20 protein-coding genes are annotated in these 20,301 nt (G+C 61.6%); 2 read left to right on the top strand and 18 right to left on the bottom strand.

Features of this window, described 5'->3' with window-relative positions:
• Window positions 1-59: 59 nt before the first annotated feature.
• From phnD to phnF, 12 genes are all read right to left on the bottom strand, one after another.
• On the bottom strand, window positions 60-986 hold the full coding sequence (phnD, locus tag J1C59_RS07365; RefSeq protein WP_128086835.1) for a phosphonate ABC transporter substrate-binding protein: 927 nt from the start codon (window positions 984-986) through the stop codon (window positions 60-62).
• A gap of 26 nt (window positions 987-1,012) precedes the next feature.
• Window positions 1,013-1,840 carry a phosphonate ABC transporter ATP-binding protein gene (gene phnC, locus J1C59_RS07360; protein ID WP_128086834.1) on the bottom strand — a complete coding sequence of 276 codons (828 nt, stop codon included), beginning with the start codon at window positions 1,838-1,840 and terminating at the stop codon, window positions 1,013-1,015.
• Between the two features lie 79 nt (window positions 1,841-1,919).
• Window positions 1,920-2,690: a phosphonate metabolism protein PhnP gene (phnP, locus tag J1C59_RS07355; RefSeq protein WP_140916949.1), complete on the bottom strand. Its 771-nt coding sequence runs from the start codon at window positions 2,688-2,690 to the stop codon at window positions 1,920-1,922.
• Between the two features lie 53 nt (window positions 2,691-2,743).
• On the bottom strand, window positions 2,744-3,280 hold the full coding sequence (gene phnN / locus J1C59_RS07350; RefSeq protein WP_111141531.1) for a ribose 1,5-bisphosphokinase: 537 nt from the start codon (window positions 3,278-3,280) through the stop codon (window positions 2,744-2,746).
• Window positions 3,280-4,416, bottom strand: a complete 1,137-nt coding sequence (phnM, locus tag J1C59_RS07345) for an alpha-D-ribose 1-methylphosphonate 5-triphosphate diphosphatase (RefSeq protein WP_140916945.1) — start codon at window positions 4,414-4,416, stop codon at window positions 3,280-3,282. Before phnM ends, phnN begins: the two co-directional genes overlap by 1 nt.
• Window positions 4,413-5,126 (bottom strand): phosphonate C-P lyase system protein PhnL, encoded by a 714-nt coding sequence (gene phnL, locus J1C59_RS07340; RefSeq protein ID WP_128086959.1) that lies wholly within the window; start codon window positions 5,124-5,126, stop codon window positions 4,413-4,415. The genes phnM and phnL overlap by 4 nt, the downstream gene beginning before the upstream one ends.
• Entirely contained in the window at window positions 5,127-5,888 is a 762-nt protein-coding gene (gene phnK / locus J1C59_RS07335; RefSeq protein WP_140916944.1) for a phosphonate C-P lyase system protein PhnK, read from the bottom strand. It lies immediately after the preceding gene.
• Window positions 5,878-6,726, bottom strand: a complete 849-nt coding sequence (locus tag J1C59_RS07330; protein ID WP_128086238.1) for an alpha-D-ribose 1-methylphosphonate 5-phosphate C-P-lyase PhnJ — start codon at window positions 6,724-6,726, stop codon at window positions 5,878-5,880. Before J1C59_RS07330 ends, phnK begins: the two co-directional genes overlap by 11 nt.
• Window positions 6,719-7,795 (bottom strand): carbon-phosphorus lyase complex subunit, encoded by a 1,077-nt coding sequence (locus tag J1C59_RS07325; RefSeq protein ID WP_128086239.1) that lies wholly within the window; start codon window positions 7,793-7,795, stop codon window positions 6,719-6,721. Before J1C59_RS07325 ends, J1C59_RS07330 begins: the two co-directional genes overlap by 8 nt.
• The gene (phnH, locus tag J1C59_RS07320; protein ID WP_128086240.1) at window positions 7,795-8,370 is read right to left on the bottom strand and encodes a phosphonate C-P lyase system protein PhnH; all 576 of its coding nucleotides are present in this window, start codon (window positions 8,368-8,370) and stop codon (window positions 7,795-7,797) included. Before phnH ends, J1C59_RS07325 begins: the two co-directional genes overlap by 1 nt.
• Window positions 8,370-8,816: a phosphonate C-P lyase system protein PhnG gene (phnG, locus tag J1C59_RS07315; RefSeq protein WP_128086241.1), complete on the bottom strand. Its 447-nt coding sequence runs from the start codon at window positions 8,814-8,816 to the stop codon at window positions 8,370-8,372. Before phnG ends, phnH begins: the two co-directional genes overlap by 1 nt.
• Complete coding sequence (gene phnF, locus J1C59_RS07310; protein ID WP_128086248.1) at window positions 8,816-9,529, bottom strand: phosphonate metabolism transcriptional regulator PhnF; 714 nt, start codon at window positions 9,527-9,529, stop codon at window positions 8,816-8,818. Before phnF ends, phnG begins: the two co-directional genes overlap by 1 nt.
• 491 nt (window positions 9,530-10,020) lie before the next feature.
• On the opposite strand from phnF, the gene J1C59_RS07305 reads away from it, so the two are divergent.
• Complete coding sequence (locus tag J1C59_RS07305) at window positions 10,021-10,833, top strand: hypothetical protein (protein ID WP_128086242.1); 813 nt, start codon at window positions 10,021-10,023, stop codon at window positions 10,831-10,833.
• Window positions 10,834-10,887: 54 nt separating this feature from the next.
• Here J1C59_RS07305 and J1C59_RS07300 read toward each other — a convergent pair whose 3' ends face one another.
• From J1C59_RS07300 to J1C59_RS07290, 3 genes are all read right to left on the bottom strand, one after another.
• Window positions 10,888-11,697, bottom strand: coding sequence for a Brp/Blh family beta-carotene 15,15'-dioxygenase (locus J1C59_RS07300; protein ID WP_242281372.1), 810 nt, complete (start codon window positions 11,695-11,697; stop codon window positions 10,888-10,890).
• The gene (locus J1C59_RS07295; RefSeq protein ID WP_128086243.1) at window positions 11,694-12,407 is read right to left on the bottom strand and encodes a bacteriorhodopsin; all 714 of its coding nucleotides are present in this window, start codon (window positions 12,405-12,407) and stop codon (window positions 11,694-11,696) included. Before J1C59_RS07295 ends, J1C59_RS07300 begins: the two co-directional genes overlap by 4 nt.
• Window positions 12,408-13,159: 752 nt before the next feature.
• Window positions 13,160-14,251: a mechanosensitive ion channel family protein gene (locus J1C59_RS07290; RefSeq protein ID WP_128086244.1), complete on the bottom strand. Its 1,092-nt coding sequence runs from the start codon at window positions 14,249-14,251 to the stop codon at window positions 13,160-13,162.
• A 375-nt stretch (window positions 14,252-14,626) separates the two neighbouring features.
• On the opposite strand from J1C59_RS07290, the gene J1C59_RS07285 reads away from it, so the two are divergent.
• Window positions 14,627-16,804 carry a putative bifunctional diguanylate cyclase/phosphodiesterase gene (locus J1C59_RS07285; protein ID WP_128086245.1) on the top strand — a complete coding sequence of 726 codons (2,178 nt, stop codon included), beginning with the start codon at window positions 14,627-14,629 and terminating at the stop codon, window positions 16,802-16,804.
• A gap of 57 nt (window positions 16,805-16,861) precedes the next feature.
• Here the strand turns inward: J1C59_RS07285 and biuH are convergent, their stop codons facing one another.
• From biuH to J1C59_RS07270, 3 genes are read right to left on the bottom strand one after another with little or no spacing between them, the layout of a single operon-like run.
• A complete protein-coding gene (gene biuH, locus J1C59_RS07280; RefSeq protein ID WP_128086246.1) occupies window positions 16,862-17,548 on the bottom strand; it encodes a biuret amidohydrolase in 687 nt (228 codons plus the stop codon).
• Window positions 17,541-18,845, bottom strand: a complete 1,305-nt coding sequence (locus J1C59_RS07275) for a purine-cytosine permease family protein (protein ID WP_128086247.1) — start codon at window positions 18,843-18,845, stop codon at window positions 17,541-17,543. Before J1C59_RS07275 ends, biuH begins: the two co-directional genes overlap by 8 nt.
• On the bottom strand, window positions 18,842-20,278 hold the full coding sequence (locus tag J1C59_RS07270) for an amidase (RefSeq protein WP_242281371.1): 1,437 nt from the start codon (window positions 20,276-20,278) through the stop codon (window positions 18,842-18,844). Before J1C59_RS07270 ends, J1C59_RS07275 begins: the two co-directional genes overlap by 4 nt.
• Window positions 20,279-20,301: the final 23 nt, after the last annotated feature.

Below are 20,301 nucleotides of genomic sequence, written 5' to 3'. Positions count from 1 at the left end.
ATAACGAGCCGACGGCCGTATCCCGCTTTTCCCGCCTGCGCGGGGAAGATAAGTCAGTGTCAGCCGCGGCTGCCTTTCATCAGGTCGCGCTTCATGTCGATGATGTTCTGATAGTCGGCGACCGTCGCCTCACCGATATGCTGCTGACCGCCCACCGCTTTCACGAAGCAGGCGTGATCCTCTTTATCCAGCTTTTTAATCGCCGACACCACTTTCGCTTTGAAGTCAGCGGGCAGCCTGTTGCTGACCAGCACCGGCCCGTTGGGGATCAGCGGAGACTGCCAGATAATGCGGATTTGCTTCATCAGATCCGGGTGGTCCATCCGGATCAGACGGCCAAACGCGCCGGAGGTGTAGCCGCTGTTGTAGTCACCCACCATCGAGGTCCAGGTGACCGCGCCATCAAACTGGTTGTTCAGCACGCCCAGAATGTCCTGCTCGTGACCGCCGGAAAAAGTGACGCTGGAGAAGGTATTGTTATATTTGTCATCCACCGAGCCGCCGAACATCTTCTTAAACGCCTGGTTCGGCATCAGGAAGCCGGAGGTCGAGTCGGGATCGGCCATCCCAAACGATTTGCCCTTGAGATCGTCGATCTTTTTGTAGGGGCTGTCCGCCTTCACGATGACCACCGAGTGGTAGCCGCGCGACTGATCTTTGTCATCGACCACGATGCCGACCACATCCACCGCTTTCGGGTTCTGAATGTAGACCGACGCAAACGAGGCGGGCGACATGCTCAGCACCATATCGATCTTGCCGCCCAGCAGGCCCTGAATCACACCCGAATAGTCAGAGGCGTTGCGCATCTGAGTATCGACACCCAGCTCTTTATCAAAGAAGGTCTTCACACACTGATTGTCGCCAATCTGCTGCGTGGCGTTCTGGCCACCCAGAATGCCCAGGTTAAGCTGTTTTGGCGCATCCGCTGCGCTGACACCAAATGCCATGACGGAGGTCAGGAGTGCTAAAGAAGTCAGTTTCATTCGACGTGGTTCTCTTACAGTGGACGTTAATGGATTTGGTTGAGTTCATCACCGTACAGCTGATGCAGCAGGCTGTCGGTCAGTCGGGAGGGATGATCGTCAAACAGCACGACGCCGCGCTGAATGCCAATCACCCGGGTACAGTAGCTTTTCACCAGCTCGATGGAGTGCAGGTTAACCATCACGCTGATGCCCTGCTGGCTGACCTGACGCAGCACATCCATGATGCGTTTGGTATTTTTCGGGTCCAGCGACGCCACCGGTTCGTCGGCCAGCAGGATCCTGGGGTTCTGCATCAGCGCACGGCAGATCGCCACGCGCTGCATCTGCCCGCCGGAGAGGTTCTCGGCGCGCTGAAGCGCCTGCGGCAGCATGTTCATCCACTGCAGCAGTTCGATGGCGTGCGCCCGGTCGCGGTCAGAGAAAATTTTAAAGAAGGATTTCAGCGTGCCGGTCTGGCTCAGCCGTCCCAGCAGCACGTTGGTCAGCACGTCGAGGCGCGGCACCAGACAGAAATCCTGAAAGATCATGCCGCACTGACTGCGCCACTCGCGCATCTGGCGGCTGTTGAGCGTCACCACATTACGCTCCGTCTCCCCCTGCGCGCTGATTATCGCGCCGGACGTGGCATTAATGGTGCCGTTGAGCATGTGCAGCAGGGTCGATTTACCGGCGCCCGACCGCCCGATGACCCCTACCAGCTCCCCGGCATGCAGGTCGAAACTGACCTGATCCAGCACTGTCGTGTCGCCCCAGGCTTTACTCAGTTTCTGCACTGACAACACTTTTTGTCCGCTTTGGCTGGCTGGCGGCAGATCGTTATCGACCACCGTTTTCAAGAGGGCCTGTGCCATGCTGTTCTCCGTCATCGCTGATTACGTTCTGCGGCTTATTAAGGCGTGGCGCGATGAACGCGGGATGACAGCCAGATGATCAAACTGTGACAGGCCACGCGGCATCGCACCGCAGCGTCTGTCCATCACGGGCAGGCTGCACGCCGTCCGGTAGCGCATTTTCCGCCAGCCAGTTATCCATCTCATGACTGAGGTGCGTCAGCCAGGTCTGACGCGGCTGCAGCAGCGCCACGATCGCCAGCGCCTGCGTCACATCATTGTGGTTTCGCGGCGCCGCGCAGGGCGGGTCGTTGCAGTCAATCACCAGCTGGTCCAGCGCCTGACCGCGCAGGAAATCGGCGGTGTCGGGCGGCAGGCCGCAGGTGTCACACAGCCAGGCGATGCGGATGTCCTGCCACGCCAGCAGGTAGCCGTGTGTCAGCCGGGAGTGCTGCAGCGGCAGCGGCGTGACCTGCAGCTCACCAAAGGCGTGCGCCACGAACGGCGTCAGGGCGGGCCGGAAATCGAGCAGGCCGGGATGTCTGTAGAGATCGTCACAGCCACGCGGGTCGGGCGGCCCCCAGACCGGGATCGGATCGCCCTGCCCCCAGCGCAGCGCAAACAGTCCCTGGACATGATCCATGTGATAGTGCGTCAGCAGAATACGCGACAGGGTGCCGGGCGGGAAACGGGACGCCAGCAGCGGCAGCCCGGCATCCAGCAGGATCCGCTCGCGGCCATACTCAATCAGTGCGCTGCAGGGCGCCCGCGCAAAACGGGGGTCGTGCGTGGCCCGCTGGCAGGCGCGGCAGCGGCAGCCCGGCAGCGGTGCCGCCGTTACGCCGCCGGTGCCCAGAAAAGTGAGTTTCAGCGAGGCCGATGTGTTGGTGTCCACACCGGAGACGGTGCCGGGGTGCGTCTGCGTCATGGATGTGCCTCCAGAAGCTGGCGCAGCTGCCGGACGGTTTCCGCCAGGGCGCCATCGTTGTTCAGGATCAGACAGCCGTCGGGCTGCGGCTGCGCCGCGCGGGCCAGCCGCCGGGCAATCTCCGCCTCATCTTCCCGTCCGCGCTGGCGGAGCCGCGCCGCCAGCACCGCGGGCGAGACCTGCAGACAGACCGGCAGCAGCTGCGCGCCGAAGCGGGCCTGCGCCTGCGCCAGATGCAGCCGGGAGCCGTTCACCACCACACTCTGCCCGCGCGCCAGCCACTGCTCCGCCTCACAGCCGATGCCATAGGAGAAGCCGTGCGCCTGCCAGCTCACCGCGAACAGCCCCAGCGCGGCGCGGCGGGCAAACTCCGCGTCGCTCAGCGCCACATGGTTCTCGCCGCCCGCATCGGCGGCGCGGGTGATGTAGCGATGCGCGATTAGCAGCCGGGGCGGCGGTGACGCACGCAGCGCATCCAGCAGGCTATCCTTGCCTGAGCCGGAGGGCCCGGTCAGCCAGATGAGCCGCGCCATCAGTACACCTGCCGCCCTTTGCTCCAGACGTGCCGCACATGCGGATAGCCGTGGGCGGTATGGGCCAGCACCAGATCGGCGCGGCAGCCTTCGGCGATCACCCCGCGATCGAACAGCCCCAACGCACGCGCCGGATTGCAGGTGACCAGCGCGATCGCCTGCGCCATGCCCAGGCTGTTGCGCGCATCCTGCGCCAGCCGGAACGCGGCATCCAGCAGGCTGGCCGGGTAGTAATCGGAAGAGAGGATGTTCAGCAGCCCGCTGGCGGCCAGCTCCCAGGCGGCGACGTTGCCGGAGTGGGACCCGCCACGCACGATGTTGGGCGCGCCCATCAGCACCTGCATGTTGCGGTAGCGCGAGGCGCGCGCCGCCTCCAGCGTGGTCGGGAACTCGGCGATGCGGCTGCCCGCCGCGTGCGACTCCTCAACGTGCGCGGCGGTAGCATCGTCGTGGCTGGCGATGGCGATACCATGTTCCCGGCAGAGCCCGGCTATCGTCTCACGGTTAGGCTGCGACCAAGCCGCCGCCAGGGTGAGCTGGTCATGTTCGAACTGATCCATCTCCGCATCATTGAGCTGATATTTGCCCTGATAATATTCGCGATATTTGGTCAGCGAGGCGTACTGCCGCTGGCCCGGTGAATGGTCCATCAGCGACACCAGCGCCAGCTCCGGGGTGCCCATCAGCGCCTCAAACAGCGATGCCGTGGTGGGATGCGGCAGCTCACAGCGCAGATGCAGCAGATGCTCGGCCCGGTTCAGCCCTTTGCGGTTGGTGTCACGGATGGCGTCGATCATTTTGCTGAGGTTATCCAGCCGGTGTCCGCCGTCCCGCACATCGCCGACGCCAATCGCGTCCAGCACGGTGGTGATGCCGCTGGAAACCATCAGCGCATCGTGACTGCTCATCGCCGAATGCGCAGGCCAGTCCACTTTGGGTCGCGGCGTGAAAAACTTGTCGAGATTATCGGTGTGCAGTTCCACCAGCCCCGGCAGCAGCCAGGCCCCTTCCCCATCCAGCGCACCCGGCTGCTGGCTGCTGGTTTCGCTGAAGCTGCTGATGCGCTCATCGCGGAACTCCAGCGAGCCGCTCACCACTTCGTTTTCCAGCACCAGTCTGACGTTATTGATGATCATGCCTGCGCTCCTGTTTCGATCGGCTGCATCAGGTGGAGCCGGTCGGCCACCTGCTCACGCACCACCCGATCGTGAAAAATACCGACGATGGCGGCACCCCGGGCGCGCGCCTGTTCAATGAGTTCGACGACCGCCGCGCTGTTCACACTGTCGAGTGAAGCGGTCGGTTCATCCAGCAGCAGCACCGGATAGTCGGCGATAAAACCGCGGGCGATGTTAACCCGCTGCTGCTCGCCGCCGGAGAAGGTGGAGGGCGCCAGCGACCAGAGGCGCTGCGGAACGTTAAGGCGGCTCAGCAGTTCAGCGGCCCGCGCCTCGCAGAAGGCGCGCTCAACGCCACGCTCCAGCAGCGGCTGCATCACGATCTCCAGCGTCGGCACCCGCGGAATCACCCGCAGAAACTGGCTGACCCAGCCCAGCGTGTCGCGCCGCAGCGCTATAATCTGGCGCGCCGGGGCCTGCGCCATGTCGATCCACGTCCCCTGATGGGCGACCCGGATATGGCCACTGTCGGGCTGATAGTTGCCATACAGCGCCCGCAGCAGCGTGGATTTGCCGCTGCCGGAGTGGCCGTGCAGCACCACGCATTCGCCCTCACTCACCGTGAGGCTGGCGTTGTGCAGCACCGGCAGCGCCGCGCCGTTCTGGTTATGCAGCACAAAGGTCTTGCAGAGATTTTCAACCCGCAGGCGGGCAGTATTCGTCGTCATTTAATTGAGCACCGAAGAGACCAGCAGTTGAGTGTAAGGATGATGAGGATCGTCCAGCACGCGGTCGGTCAGACCGCTCTCCACCACCCGCCCCTGTTTCATCACCAGCAGGCGATGCGCCAGCAGTCGCGCCACGCCCAGGTCGTGGGTGACGATGATCACCGCCAGATTCAGCTCGCGCACCAGCGTGCGCAGCAGATCCAGCAGGCGCGCCTGCACGGAGACATCCAGCCCGCCGGTCGGCTCATCCATAAACATCAGCTGCGGCTGCGTCACCAGGTTACGGGCGATCTGCAGCCGCTGCTGCATGCCGCCGGAAAAGGTGGTGGGCAGATCGTCGATGCGACCGGCATCGATCTCCACTGCCTGCAGCCAGCGGCTCGCCTCGGCGCGGATGTCGCCGTAGTGGCGCTGCCCGGTTGCCATCAGCCGTTCGCCGATGTTGCCGCCCGCGCTGACCTGCGCACGCAGCCCCGCCATCGGATGCTGATGCACCACGCCCCACTCGGTGCGCAGCAGGCGACGGCGTTCGCTCTCGCTCATCTGCCAGAGATCGCCTCCCCGATAGAGAATGGTGCCCTGCTGGGGAGCCAGACGCGCCGACAGACTCTGCAGCAGCGTGGTTTTACCGGAGCCGGACTCGCCGACAATCCCCAGCACTTCGCCGGGATAAAGATCGAAACTGACCTGCTCAAACCCTTTGCCCGGCGCATAGAGATGGGTGAGCTGACTGACCGCAAGCAGCGGCTGTTCACTGTGCATGGTGCTGTTCCTGCTGCTGATGGCAAAAATCGGTGTCGGAGCAGACAAACATCCGCGTGCCCTGGTCGTCCATCACCACCTCATCCAGATAGCTGTGGCGCGAGCCGCACAGCGCGCAGGGTTCATCCCACTGCTGGACCCTGAAGGGGTGGTCGTCGAAGTCGAGGCTTTCCACGCGGGTGTAGGGCGGCAACGCGTAGATGCGTTTTTCACGCCCGGCACCAAACAGCTGCAGTGCGGGCATCATGTGCATTTTCGGATTGTCAAATTTGGGGATCGGCGAGGGGTCCATCACATAGCGATCGTTGACCCGGACCGGATAGGCGTAGGTGGTGGCGATATGGCCATAGCGGGCGATATCCTCGTAAAGCTTCACCTGCATGATGCCGTACTCCTCCAGCGCATGCATGGTGCGGGTCTCGGTTTCACGCGGCTCGATAAACCGCAGCGGCTCCGGAATCGGCACCTGAAAGATCAGGATTTGATCCTCTTCCAGCGGCGTTTCCGGGATGCGGTGCCGGGTCTGGATCAGGGTGGCATCGGCGGTGCGCTCGGTGGTGGCAGCATTGCTGACCCGCTTAAAGAACTGGCGGATCGACACCGCATTGGTGGTGTCATCCGCGCCCTGATCGATCACCTTGAGTACATCCTGATCGCCAATCACGCTGGCGGTAATCTGGATACCGCCGGTGCCCCAGCCATAGGGCATCGGCATCTCGCGTCCGGCGAACGGCACCTGATAGCCGGGGATCGCCACCGCTTTCAGGATGGCGCGGCGGATGGTGCGTTTGGTCTGCTCGTCGAGATAGCCGTTGTTATAGCCGGTGAGTTCAGCCATGGTTGCGCTCCTGATAATCGTGCTGCAGCTGCTTAAGTAACGCCAGCTCGGCCTGGAAATCGACGTAATGCGGCAGCTTGAGATGTGAGACAAAGCCCGCAGCTTCAACGTTGTCGGCGTGCGACAGCACAAACTCCTCATCCTGCGCCGGGCTGATGATGCGCTCCTGATGTTCGCGGCTCTGCAGTGCCCGATCCACCAGCGCCATCGCCATCGCCTTGCGTTCGGCGCGGCCAAAGACCAGGCCGTAACCGCGGGTGAAGTGCGGTGCCGCCGCCTCGCTGTGGGCCACGCCGTTGACCATTTCACACTCCGTCAGCAGCAGTTCGCCAATCTCCAGCTCAAAGCCCAGCTCTTCGGGACAGAGGCTAACGCTGACATAACCGGTGCGGATCTCACCGGCAAACGGGTGGGTGCGGCCATAGCCGCGCTGGGTCGAGTAGCCCAGCGCCAGCAGAAAGCCTTCGTCGCCGCGCACCAGCTGCTGCAGCCGTGCGGCGCGCGAGGCGGGATAATGCAGCGGCTCGCGGGTGATATCGGCAGGCTCGCTGCCATCATCCACCTCTTCGGTGGCCAGCCCTTCACTGCTCATCATGCTGAACATGTGCGGGCACGCCCCGGTCGTCTGGCTCTCGTCGCGTGGCGCGGCCGGGGTCTCACCGTTGGCCAGCAACGTGAAGTCGAGCAGACGGTGGCTGTAGTCATAGGTCGGCCCCAGTACCTGGCCGCCCGGCAAATCTTTATAGACGGCGGAGATGCGGCGTTCGATGCGCATCGCGCCGGTCGCCAGCGGCGTGCTTTCCGCCAGCCGGGGCAGCGTGGTGCGATAGGCTCGCAGCAGGAAGATCGCCTCAACCAGATCGCCGCTGGCCTGCTTGATCGCCAGCGCCGCCAGTTCCGGATCGTAAATGCCGCCTTCGGTCATCACCCGATCGACCGCCAGCCCGAGCTGCTGCGCCACCTGGTCGCAGCCGAGTTCCGCCACCGCCCGATCGCCCCGCCGCAGATCGGCCTGCAGCTGATGGGCATGGGCTATCGCTTTCTCGCCCCCTTTGACCGCGACATACATCAGCACACCTCCACAACGGTCGTGCGCGGCACGGCCATCATCGCTTCGCCACAGGTGAAGATCAGATCCACGCCCTGCGGGAACGGATGCGGCCGGGCGCGCAGGTATTCCAGCACGCTCTCCGGCAGCTGCGGCGCAATGGCGCGGGTTTCCCGCAGGCCCGGTCCGGAGAGGCGCAGCGTTAAGCCACCATTCAGCGACGGCACTTCGATAATCAGCGTGGTGCTTTTTTCCGGTGAGAGATTGTCTCCGGCCGCGAACTGCGCCGGATCGGGGTGTGCCGCCGCATGGCTCAGGGCGAACGGGGCATCCTGCCCGCTGCTGATCGGCGCGCCGGTATGAAAACGCAGGTTGCTGCGCAGCTGCTCGCTGTCGATTTTTGCATCCAGCCAGATCGGGCTCTCCTGATCGACCAGCGTCAGCAGCAGCGCCGTGGCGGCAGGCGACAGTGCCCCCCAGCCCTGCTGCAGGGGCAGCGACACCATAACGCCCGGTTCGCTCATCGCTTTCAGAATGCGGCGAAACGCGCGCTGTGCATCCGCCACCGGATGGTTAAAACTTGCCAGTAAAGTCATCAGTTATCTCCGCGAACCAGCGTAAAGAAATCCACTTTGCTGCTGGCGATTTCACGGGCGCGCAGCTGACGCTGCTCCTCACGCCATGCCGCCAGCGGGGAAATAATCCTCTCTTCCAGCAGCGGCCGGGTTTCCGGCTGCTGCAGCAGCGCATCCAGCAGGGCGCAGCGCTCGGTGTGGGCTTTGTCGCGCCCCAGCAGATAGCTGTAACCCAGGGTGCCGTCCTCCAGCTGCACCACCGCACGCGTCACCGTGGCATCGCCCATGACAAAGCGGTTGCCGGTCGCGCCCATCCGCGCCTGAAGCCGCGTCAGCCCGATCTCCGCCGGACGGACCAGTGTGAATGCGGGCTGAAGATTAAGCGCCTGCCAGTGGGTTTCCAGCATGGCGGCGTTGCTGTGGGCCAGTACCGACAGCCAGCGCTGGCGATCCGTTTGCTGTTCCATTAGTGCTCCAGGGTCAGTTCGATCATGTCACCGCGCGTCAGGCTGACGGAGTATTCCGCCAGCGCGCCATCGCAGGTTTTGTTCAGGGTGCGCACGCAGAGCAGCGGCGCATGCAGGGCGATATCGAGCTGGCGGCACTCTTTGGCCTGCGCGCGGCGGGTGCTGATGCGCGTCTGAGTGCGCACCAGCTGTTTGCCGGTGTGCTCCACCAGAAAGTCGTGCAGCGAGCCGCTGTTAAAGTGCTGAAGCTGCGGCCACCAGCTGAGATCGGCCAGGAAGTGGTTAATCAGGCAGAGCGGCACGCCGTTGGCGCGGCGCAGGGTGCGCAGATGAATGACGTTGTCGCCCTCTTTCACGCCCAGCGCACTGGCGACGTCGTTGCTGGCCGGACGCAGCACCGCCAGCAGCCGTTCACTGGTCGGGTGGCTGCCCTGCTCCAGCAGGTTCTGGCTGAAGCGCGCCTGTGCATGCAGCGGATAGTCATAGGGCCGCATCAGCACCAGGATGCCGACGCCGTGGCGGCGCTGGAGCAGGCCTTTCTGCACCAGCTCATCCACCGCCCGGCGCAGCGTATGGCGGTTCACTTCATAGTGATCGGCCAGCTGTTGCTCGGAGGGCAGATAGTCACCGCAGCGATAACGCTCTTTCAGTGCCTGCTCCAGTTGGGCGGCAACAGCCTGATAGACAGTGGTCGGATGTCTGGATAACTCCATCACGATGAAATCCTCACGGGTTGCAGAGTGGGAACGCAGTGTTAAGACGCTGCGGGATGGGGGTAGCTTGCGGGGATCAGATGACAGAACCGTGACGACGCGGTGAAAGAGTGGTGAACGTGATGCGGAGGAACGCCGCGAACACCCGAAGAGCGGTTTCGGCGAAACGATGAGCAGGGATGCCGCAGCCGCGCGCTGAAGCCGCTGGTTTCATCAGAACATCAGCAGGATTAATCCGGGCAGCGCGCTTTCACGGATGATGAAAGAGTGGGGTGAACGTGCAGGCGTCTGCCGCACCACCTCCCCCGTCTTTTCAGGTATTTAAAATCAATCAGTTAAACGGATTCGGCTTCGGCCGTGGCATTTTTCCCGGTGCGATCGTTTTTTGACGGCCGTTACAGAATGGCAATCCGTCCGGCGGGAAACATAAAGTTGATTAACGGATGACCGATATAGAGAGCAGGCTTCTTTGACACAACATGGAGAGAGTAATGATTAGCGCATCTGAGAACAGCCTCACCGGCGTGGACGTCTTCAGCAAGCAGGCGAGTCTGCCCAAAACGATCCCGCTGACAAAAGAACAGGTCAGCAGAGTGATCGACACGGCCCCTTCCGCCCTGCCGCAGCTCAGTCAGGCGGCCCGCGATAAGAATCTGAATGAGGTGATTCAGCTTCGTAACGGGATCCTCGATCAGAGCCGCGCGGTCACCAATGGCATTATCAACGACATCGATACCGGGTTTGCCGCGCTGCAGTCCGACGCCACGCTCTCTGAAACCGATATGGCCGGACTGATTTCTGATGCGCTGCAATCCTACAGCGGTTCGGGGAACACCACGACGCTTTCCATGGATCTTGCCGTCACAAAAGGCATGCTGAATAAGCTGGTTGAACGTTTTGTTCCTGAGGAAAAACAGGCTGACAGTTACCGTGAAGTGGCGAAATTTGTCGCAGATAAGGTCAGGGCGCAGGATACGCTTCTGCACGATCTCACTCAGCAGTCGCTGGACATTGCCCGGCAGTACGGCGACAGCGCAGGCGTAAACCAGTTTCAGCAGCAGCTGGATCTGCTGAGCCGTGGAGAGCACGAGACGCAGAAAGAACGCGATACCCTGTTCAGCCTCACGGATACCTCAGGCAGCAGCGCCGGATGGCTGTCCGGCTTCCGGCAGGTGGTCAGTCAGAGTAGTGACAGCGACTTCTTTAAAAGCATCAGCTACGACCATATTGCCCAGCTGGGTTCGCGCATCGCGCAGTTTGTTCATAAGGCGCAGCACGCCGATCCCGGTTTTTCGCTGAGCTAATCCGTCTGCGCTGAGCATGAGATAAGCCTCTGCTTTGCAGGCGCAAAGCCTGTGTTAAGCGGGCTGCCGTGATTCATACCAGGGCGTGATGAGCATATGCGGGATCGCCAGCGCCGCCAGCGCGGCAAAGAGTGACTGGATACCCGCCCTGTCGGCCGGGTGTATCATCACGGCGGTTCCCGCCGCCAGCAGAATGGCCGCCGTCAGTACCGGCCAGGTGGCGTGCAAGTAGCCGTTATAGCTGCGGCAGCCGAGCTGGTCGCGGCGAAGCCGGGTCTGCGGCAGCGCATGCAGGATCAAAAATCCCATCGAAAATCCCACAAACGGCGGCAGTACCACCAGCGCCAGCATCCCGGTAATCAGCGTGCGGTCGTGACGCAGCACGCCGGTAACGATCAGGCCCGCCGCACACAGCCCGCCCGTCACCGCAATCCCCGTGGCCACGGCACCCGGAATGGCTGAACCCAGCCCGGCCTGATGCAGAATGGTGCTGAACGGGCCCAGATGGAGCGCGGCTGGCGCCGTAATCATGCCGATTCCCCGCGCCAGACGTTCAATAAGATGCCCGCCGGGGGCATCCTCAAGCGCAAAGTGTATCGCGGAGGCCAGCAAAAAGCCGGGCAGTGCCAGAGCCGAATTGTAATGCCACCAGCAGAGACAGAGCACGATGACCACGCCGTAGGCGGCAAGAAACGGCAGCCGACGCTCGCGCCGGACCACCTCAAGATCGCTGGCACCGTGTGCCATTCCGAGCAGGCCAATCGCTATGACCGCAAAGCCCAGCTGAACAGACAGGGGGCTGAGCGAGGCAACAAAGGCTGCCCCCCAGAGCCCTGCCCATCCGCCCTGCTTCAGCCGGATCATGCGCCTGCACTGCCCTCATAGCGGCTCTGTGACAGCGCGTTTTTCAGGTTTCCGGCAGCGTAGAAGGCATAGAAAACCTTAGCAATAACGTCCAGAACCAGAAACACCCAGACAGAGGTCGGATCGGTAATCATCCGGAGCCCTTCCGGACCGACCAGGAAAACAATCGGGTAGATGAACCAGACGACGGTCAGCAGCGCCACGTCTTTGTTGTAGGCCGCCGCCATCGCACGTCCCCGCGTCGCGGCAATCGCACGCAGCGGTCCCCAGAGCAGGTAGACCACACCCAGAAATGCGGCACAGGACCAGAGATACCAGACCCATTTCGCAACACTGCTTTCAGCCAGCGAAGAGATCAGGCCGGTGATAATCATCATCACATCCAGCACGATAATGGCCGTCAGAAAGCCGCCCATCTCGCCCGGTTTGCCTTCCTCATGAAAGGCCAGCATCACCAGCCCGGCCAGCAGAATCGGTGTGGTAACAGACCAGTCAGCATAGCGTGCCAGGTAGACGGTGACGCCATTGTCCAGCTGGAGGTTGCCGAATCCCATTGCCATGGCCAGATAGGCGGTTGCGGCGATAAACGGCACGGAGGCGTGCATCAGCGTATGGTGACGGGAAGGAAACTGTTTGCCGCCAGTGGCGTAAATAACCAGTGACGCGATAGCCATGATCGAAAACCCGATCATAAATGCGGTTTGATCCATTTTTCTCTCTCCTGAAATGCGCCGCCGGAAAACGTCCGCAGCGCTGCGATAAATAGCGTTGTAATCCCATTTATATTCATGACGTGAATATGCCTGAAGTATATGGCGGAATGCGCGTTTTGCCTGACGCGGGCGCGGAGAGATTTAATTTTCAAAAAAACTGCGCAAATAATCCCCTTTTTCGGACGCCTTTTCGGCTTTACATAACCTGACAATGTAATGATCTGTTTCCGCTCATGTCATGCCAGCGCTATTTTCAGAATTCTCATTCTCCTGACAGGATAGTTAAATCATTATTTATCATTACGTTAATAATTAACCTGGTAATAAAACATCCATTCTGCGCGGGTTACATCATTGCAACGGCAATATTTTTTCGCTGGAAAAAGTACAGCAACCGTCTATGAAAAAGGGATTTACAGGGTAGCTGTCAGGCTCCATCCCCTCTGCCTGACGGTTATTCTGACAATTCCAGCGGCAGAATGCGGAAGGCTTTTTCAGCAGACAGGATTTATCGGTTTACGGGATTGATAACGGCGCCGTGCGGCTATAAGCAGAGAAAGGTAAACAGAGAGAATAAGGCAGTCCGGGGCTGTTGCGGGCTAATTATCTGATTCATCTCAATGCGCGTAGCCCTCGGCTGCCAGAACGCGGCCGGTGATCGCCGGAAGGCAGTCTCCGGACACAAAGCACAACGGCCGCCCGTTCACACAGTTTCCCTGCCGGACGGCCGCTCTGCCTGGAGAACGCCTTTACGCTGTACGCGCTGACGCCTCCTTCACGCTTTCGCTATCCGTCAGCGACGCCCTGACCAGCGGCAGGCTTTGCGGGTAGTTCTGCTGAATAAACTCAATCATCTTTTCCCGGACGTAGCAGCGAAGGTCAAAGGCGATCGGGGAGTTCTGTGCGGTCATCAGCATCCTGATGGTCATGGTCTTCTCGGTGGTGTCGGTCACCTGCAGCACCTGAGTTTCACCATCCCACAGGCGGGTTTCGCTCAGCACCTTTTCAAAATGCCGGCGCAGCGGCTCCAGCGGCATCGAATAATCAACGTAGAGAAACACCGAGCCTAAGATCTGGGCGTTATTGCGCGTCCAGTTCTGGAACGGGTTTTCAGTAAAATAGGTGATCGGCAGCACCAGACGGCGCAGATCCCAGATACGCACCACCACATAGGTCAGGTTGATCTCTTCTATCCAGCCCCACTCTTTCTCCACCACCACCGCATCATCAATCTTAATCGGCTGGGTAAAGGCGATCTGGATACCGGCAAACAGATTGACCAGCGACTTCTGGAGGGCAAAACCGATAATGATCCCGGCCACACCGGCACCGGCCAGAATGGTGGTGCCGAATTTACGGACGCCGGGGAAGCTCAGCAGGATCAGCGACACGCAGAAGAGAACCAGGATGACAATCACCACTTTTTTGACATAGATAATCTGCGTGCGGATTTTGCGCGCCCGCAGGTTATTGGAGATGTTGATGTCATAGCGGATATAGAGCATGTCCTGCGCCACATTGGTCAGCCGTATCAGGACCGAGCAGAAGGACATAATGATAAAGACGTTGATGATGTTGGTGATTAAGTCCAGTGAATCGGGATGGAAGTTAATGTAGTTGATCCCGACATTGATCATCAGCAGCGGAACGAAGAAAAACATCGACCCGCTGAGGTGCTTTTCCAGGGATTTGAACAGCTTTCTGTCGCGGATTTGCCAGTAGCGGATAAAGCCGAGCAGGATCAGGCGGGCGAGGAAGCCCAGTACAAACGAGAGCGAGACGAGTAATACAACAGGCACCCACGACGGGAAACCAGATAACTCACCGAATAACAATGGCATTATTTTCCCTTTCAGTCAGCTGACAGCCTCGGGCTGGCAGGCAAGTGATACATGCAGTAACCGTTGTCTTCACGGTTATCCGTTCGTCAATCAGCGCAGACAAGTATGAACCATAGCCGCGAAGTTCACAGGGAATGCGGGAAAGCCCGCGTTCACCCCGCGCGGGACAGACGCTGTTTACCCTTCCGGCCGCCTCGCTTCATTAGATTCACTGATGAAAGGCGCAATTTTCCCGCCTGACCGTTCGCAACCGTCGCGGTGCGCCACGCGCGAAAAACGTCATTCAGCCGCCGATTAAACCGGGCGCGGCATGGACGATCGGCTGGCATCTGCTAATTTTTAAGCTGTTCCCCTGATGCTGAGAAGAACAACAATATGATTAGCACACTTAAACTTTCCTCTGATTTCCGGCGCAGTTTCCTGCGCGAGGTGCTGGTGCCGCTGGTGGCGATATTACTGCTGACCTTTACCGGCGCGGGCGCTGCGCTGTTTGCCGGCACGTCGCTGACCAACAGCGAAGCGCGGCATCAGCAGCAACGGATGATCGAAGCCTCTTTTTCGCAGAGCCTGAGTGAACATCTGCGCCAGTTGCACAGCCTGTCGCGCTGGGCGCCGTTGCAGCAGCACCTGGCGGAGGGTCACCGTAACAGATGGCTGGATGAGAATATTGGCGAGTGGCTCTATGAGATGTTCGGGCATCAGCTGATCATGGTGCTGGACCCGCAAAACCAGATTGTGCGGATGTGGCGGGAAGGTCAGCCGGTGGCCGCCCCGGAAAACGACCCGCTGACGGGTGAGGTTCTGCAGCATGCGCTGGTCAGCGATCCGGCCCGCCGGGATGATGCCGATTATGCCCGCGTAAGCCAGCGCGCGGCGGCGCTGGCCGTGGGGGCGATCCAGCAGGATAGCGATACCCAGCCACGGTTCCGGCTGGTGAGTCTGAAATTTCTCGATGATGGCTATCTGGCCAGCCTGGCGGAACGCAATCAGCTGCAGGGGCTGCACTTCTCCGATGGCGCCTCTCAGCCGGAGGCCAGCGCCCGCTATCTGCTGATTGCCCAGGCGGGCGATCCGGTAGGCTATCTCAACTGGATCCCCTCCCGGCCCGGCGCGGACATGCTGCGGACCATCGGCCCCTCTACCGGGCTGGCGGTGCTGGCGATATCCCTGCTCTGCCTCTATATGGTGCGGCGGCTCTGGCACTCGTCGGTCAACCTCTCTCAGTCGATGCTCCGGCTCGGCGCGTCGGAGGCTCAGGCGCAGCATCTGGCGTTTCACGACGTGCTTACCGGGCTGCCCAACCGTGCGCTGGTTGAGGATCGCCTGACCCAGGCGCTGGCGCTGGCTACACGTCACGATCAGCGGGTGGCGCTGCTGCTCATCGACCTCGACCGCTTTAAAACCATTAATGACACCCACGGCCATCACGCCGGGGATGAGCTGATTATCGCGGTGGCGCAGCGTCTGAGCCGTCTGGTGCGCGCCAGCGATACCGTTGGCCGCCTGGGCGGCGACGAGTTTATCGTGGTGATGCCGGAGGTGGAAAGCATCGGTCAGGTGCAGAGTCTGGCACAGCGTATCATCGACGAACTGGGCCGTCCCTTTACGCTGTTCGGCAGCGATGTCTGGAGCGGCGCCAGTATCGGACTGGCGCTGGCCCCCAAAGATGGCATCGATCGGCTGGAGCTGATGCGTAAGGCGGATATCGCGCTCTATGAGGCCAAAAGTGGCGGACGGGGTAAATACCGTCAGTTTGAACGGGCAATGGATGAGTCGGTGCGCACCCGTCAGGCTATCGCCGCCGACCTGCGGATCGCGCTGCAGCAGCATCAGGGGCTGGCGGTGTGGTATCAGCCGCTGATGGAGATCAGCGGACAGCAGATGGTGGGCGTCGAAGCGCTGCTGCGCTGGCATCATCCGACCCGCGGCCCGATTGCACCCGGTGAGTTTATCGCGATCGCCGAAGAGACCGGCCTGATTATTCCGCTGGGCGAGTGGGTGCTGGCGGAAGCCTGCGCGACGCAGCAGCGTTTCCCCGAACTGCTGGTGGCGGTCAACGTTTCACCCGTTCAGTTCCGCTCGACCGGCTTCGTTGAGCGGGTAAAGGCTATCGTCAGCGAGCATGGCGGCGATCCGACCCGTCTGGAGCTGGAGATCACCGAGGGGGTGCTCATCGAAGATGAACGCGAGGCGCGCGCCATTATTGTGGCGCTGCGCGAAGCAGGCTTCCGGATTGCGCTGGATGACTTCGGCACCGGCTACTCCAGCCTCAACTATCTGAGCACGTTCCCGGTCGATAAAATCAAAATCGATCGCTCCTTCACCCAGTCGCTGGGCGTGGCCGAAAATTCGGTGGCGATTGTGGAGTCGGTGGTGAAGCTGGGGCACGCCATGGGACTGATGGTCACGGCGGAAGGCGTTGAAACGCCGGGGCAGATGTCGGCGCTGGCGGATGCGGGCTGCAATCAGTTGCAGGGTTATCTGTTCAGCCAGGCCGTGCCCGCCGACCGGCTCGCGGCACTGAGGGAATCCGCCCCGCTGCAACAGGCGTGAGCGCCGGAAGCAGCCTGAGCGCCGGATGCGTTCAGGCTGCCTTTTTACCTTCCGGCGTCAGGCATTCCCTCCCAGGCTGTCCAGCAGCACAGCAGAGGAGGCAACCGCACCGAAGATGCCGCCCTGCATGTGGATCATGCTCAGCGCCGCCTCATGATGACGCCGCTCGGTCGCCGCGCAGCAGTCCGAAAGTACCAGACACTCAAAGCCGCGATCGTTGGCCTCGCGCAGCGTGGTGTGGACACAGACGTCGGTCGTGATCCCGGTGAGGATCAGATTACGGATGCCCTGGCTGCGGAGGATCAGCTCCAGATCGGTGGCGTAAAACGACCCTTTACCCGGTTTGTCGATCACCACTTCATCCGGTAAGGGTGCCAGCTCCGGAATAATCTCCCAGCCCGGTTCGCCACGCACCAGAATGCGGCCACAGGGCCCGGTATCCCCGATGCCGGCGTTCATACGACGCGAACGCCAGCGTTTGTTGGCGGGCAGATCGCTGAGATCGGGCCGATGCCCTTCGCGGGTATGGATAACCGGAAACTGCCGGGCACGCATCGCCGCCAGCACCTGCTGCAGCGGGGCGATCGGCGCACGGGTCAGGCTTACGTCATAACCCATGCTGTCGACATAGCCGCCCACGCCGCAGAAGTCGGTCTGCATGTCGATCACAATCAGCGCCGTATCGGCCGGGGTGAAACTGCCGTCAAACGGCCAGCTGTAAGGCGTGGAATTAACACTAAACATTGCTCTTCTCCATAACGGGGCGCGGCAGGCGCACTCTGCTGATCAGGCTGTAACTCACTGCGGCGGTGACCAGACCGATCACCGCTTCACCGAACTGCGGAAAGGCGAGATGGGCGATTACCGCACAGAGACTGCCAATGGCCCAGGCCGCGAAAGCATCCCCCCGGAATCGCTGCGCCGGACGCTGTTCGCTGATGCGCGCCATAAAAATCAAATCCACAATCATCACCGCGCCAAACGGCGGCACCACAATTCCCAGCAGGCTCAGCCACTCCAGGAAATAGGACCAGACACCCGCCAGCGCCAGCACGCCGCCGATGGCTCCCAGAATCACCGTCCAGAGCCGCATTTTGCTGCTGAACAGGTGACTGAAGCCCACCGCGCCGTTATAGAGGCAGTGCGTGCAGACCGAACCGAGATTGATAAAGACAAACAGACAGGCCACGACCGAGAGGAAGGCGCCATGCCCCATGAGCATCGGCAGGAAATTACCGCCGTTGGTCAGCGGATCGACGGCGGCCCCTGCGGCGACAATCACGACGCCGAACAGGTAGGAGATCACGTTAGCAACCGGAAAGGCGGAGAAGGCGGCAATCACGGCCGAACGACCACTCTTCGACCAGCGGGTAAAGTCGGCGGTCATGGTGCCCGAGTCGGCAAACCCCGCCACCACCATAGTGACGGCGGTGCCCATACTCATGGCGCCGGCGGCGCTGGCGCTGCCCTTCCACTGGGTCACGACGGAGAAGTCATGCTGTTTGCTGATCAGCCACAGCGCCACCACGCCCAGCACCACAAACAGCGGTGCCGCGATCATGCCCAGCACCGACAGCGCCCGCACGCCCAGGAAGGTGATGCCGGTGTAAAGGATCATCGCAAATGCCGTCACGGCCAGCGCATTCCAGCCAAAGGTCTGGTTGATGACCGTGCCCGTCAGCCCGGTCTGGAAGGCGTACCAGCCGATCACCACCGTCGAAAGAAAGCCGGAGACAAGGATGTAGCCTTTGCTGCCGAAGGTGCGCCGCGCCTGTAAGGCGAAATTCATGCCGCTGTTACCGGCGTACCAGCTCAGCGCACCGACATAGGCAAACAGCACCAGGTTGCCGAGCAGGATCGCGATCAGCGCCGGCCAGAAGCCCAGATGCCAGGTGATGATGCCGCCAAACAGCGCATTGGTGAGGATCATCGGAAAGCCGAACCAGACCGCCGAGACGGAACGGGTTGAGTGACGATGCGACAGCGGCACCGGCTGATGTTCAAACTCCTGCTCCAGCGCAGGTGAAGATGAGGTTTTCATTGGGCGATCCCGGGTTGAAGGTGATTCCACGGCTGAATGCGCTCGAAAGCGGCACTGGCAGCCAGCACTAAGGCATCATCGAGATGACGCCCGACAATCTGCAGCCCTACGGGCAGGCCGCTGGCGGTAAAACCGGCGGGTAGTGACGCGGCGGGCTGGCCGGTGAAGTTGAACGGATAGCAGAAGGAGAGCCAGTGATCGCTGCGGACCATACGGCCATCGATGATTTCCGGCCCCTGCATCCCCAGCGGGAACGGCGGGACCGCCAGCGTCGGGGTAATCAGCAGGTCAAAGCGCTGCATAAAGCGCCACAGGCTGTTGCTGACCGCTTTTCGGGTGGCGATGGCATCGGTAAAGTGCTCCGCCCGCCAGTCGCGCTGCAGCATCGCCACCAGATGCGGCGACATCGCGCTGCCCTGCTCCGCCATCATCTGACGCATCCCGGTCAGGTCGCTCTCCATCGCCACCAGCGCGCCAAAGGCGGCGGCCGGATCGCTGAAGCCGGGATCGGCCAGCTCCAGCTCTGCACCGATTTCAGCGGCAAAACGCTCTACCGCCGCGCTGACCACCGCCCGCACCTCCGGGTCCACGGCCACATAGCCGAAATCCGCGCTGAAAGCGATGCGCAACCGGCCGGGCAGATGCTGTGTCGCACCCAGCCAGTCCACGTCGCTGCAGGGAATAGAGTGGCGATCGCGCATGTCCGGCCCGGCCATCAGAGACAGCATCAGGGCCGCATCGCGGACGCTGCGCGTCATCGGCCCGATATGCTCCAGCGACTCCCAGCTCGACACGCCGGGATAGCGCTCATCACGACAGCCGGGCCACAGCGGCACCCGACCCATCGAGGCTTTAAAGCCGAAAATGCCGCAGTGCGCCGCCGGAATGCGGACCGAGCCGCCGCCATCGCTGCCAAGCGCAATCGGGCAGATCCGGGCCGCCACGGCAGCCCCCGATCCCGCACTGGAGCCGCCGGGCGTCAGGGTGAGATCCCAGGGATTACGCGGTGAAGGGAACAGCGGATTGTGCCCGACGCCGCTATAGCCAAATTCCGGTGCGGTGGTTTTACCCAGCAGGATCGCATCGGCGGCCAGCAGCCGTTCCACCGTGATGTCGTCATCTTCCGGCACGAAATCGCGGTATGCCGCCGAGCCGGAGGTGGTTCTGACATTCGCCGTACAGATCAGATCCTTGACCGCCAGCGGAACGCCTGCCAGCGCCCCCAGCGTTTCACCGCGTGCGCGTCGGGCATCGACCGCGCGCGCCTGCGCCATCGCCAGCTCCGGCGTGGGCGTACAGAACGCCTTTATCGCCGGTTCCCGTTCCGCCATCCGCGCCAGCGCTGCCCCGGTCAGCTCACAGGCCGAGACTTCCCCGCTGCGGATGCGTGCGGCCATCGTGGTGGCATCGTCGTCTAATAAGGAGTCAAACATGGAATACCTCGCCAAAAATGTAC

Origin of the sequence: Pantoea deleyi (assembly GCF_022647325.1) — a bacterium.
GTDB classification, from domain to species: domain Bacteria; phylum Pseudomonadota; class Gammaproteobacteria; order Enterobacterales; family Enterobacteriaceae; genus Pantoea; species Pantoea deleyi.
Note: the sequence above shows the minus strand (reverse complement) of the source record. Positions and strands in the feature narration are given on the sequence as shown.

Coding starts and splice junctions, on each gene's coding strand:
- J1C59_RS07275 (WP_128086247.1), bottom strand. CDS start 18,845: ATGAAAACCTCATCTTCACCTGCGCTGGAGCAGGAGTTTGAACATCAG.
- J1C59_RS07325 (WP_128086239.1), bottom strand. CDS start 7,795: ATGTATGTCGCGGTCAAAGGGGGCGAGAAAGCGATAGCCCATGCCCAT.
- phnK (WP_140916944.1), bottom strand. CDS start 5,888: ATGCACAGTGAACAGCCGCTGCTTGCGGTCAGTCAGCTCACCCATCTC.
- biuH (WP_128086246.1), bottom strand. CDS start 17,548: ATGTTTAGTGTTAATTCCACGCCTTACAGCTGGCCGTTTGACGGCAGT.
- phnH (WP_128086240.1), bottom strand. CDS start 8,370: ATGACTTTACTGGCAAGTTTTAACCATCCGGTGGCGGATGCACAGCGC.
- J1C59_RS07290 (WP_128086244.1), bottom strand. CDS start 14,251: ATGCCATTGTTATTCGGTGAGTTATCTGGTTTCCCGTCGTGGGTGCCT.
- phnD (WP_128086835.1), bottom strand. CDS start 986: ATGAAACTGACTTCTTTAGCACTCCTGACCTCCGTCATGGCATTTGGT.
- J1C59_RS07285 (WP_128086245.1), top strand. CDS start 14,627: ATGATTAGCACACTTAAACTTTCCTCTGATTTCCGGCGCAGTTTCCTG.
- J1C59_RS07300 (WP_242281372.1), bottom strand. CDS start 11,697: ATGATCCGGCTGAAGCAGGGCGGATGGGCAGGGCTCTGGGGGGCAGCC.
- phnL (WP_128086959.1), bottom strand. CDS start 5,126: ATGACGACGAATACTGCCCGCCTGCGGGTTGAAAATCTCTGCAAGACC.
- J1C59_RS07295 (WP_128086243.1), bottom strand. CDS start 12,407: ATGGATCAAACCGCATTTATGATCGGGTTTTCGATCATGGCTATCGCG.
- phnG (WP_128086241.1), bottom strand. CDS start 8,816: ATGGAACAGCAAACGGATCGCCAGCGCTGGCTGTCGGTACTGGCCCAC.
- J1C59_RS07330 (WP_128086238.1), bottom strand. CDS start 6,726: ATGGCTGAACTCACCGGCTATAACAACGGCTATCTCGACGAGCAGACC.
- J1C59_RS07305 (WP_128086242.1), top strand. CDS start 10,021: ATGATTAGCGCATCTGAGAACAGCCTCACCGGCGTGGACGTCTTCAGC.
- phnF (WP_128086248.1), bottom strand. CDS start 9,529: ATGGAGTTATCCAGACATCCGACCACTGTCTATCAGGCTGTTGCCGCC.
- phnM (WP_140916945.1), bottom strand. CDS start 4,416: ATGATCATCAATAACGTCAGACTGGTGCTGGAAAACGAAGTGGTGAGC.
- J1C59_RS07270 (WP_242281371.1), bottom strand. CDS start 20,278: ATGTTTGACTCCTTATTAGACGACGATGCCACCACGATGGCCGCACGC.
- phnN (WP_111141531.1), bottom strand. CDS start 3,280: ATGGCGCGGCTCATCTGGCTGACCGGGCCCTCCGGCTCAGGCAAGGAT.
- phnC (WP_128086834.1), bottom strand. CDS start 1,840: ATGGCACAGGCCCTCTTGAAAACGGTGGTCGATAACGATCTGCCGCCA.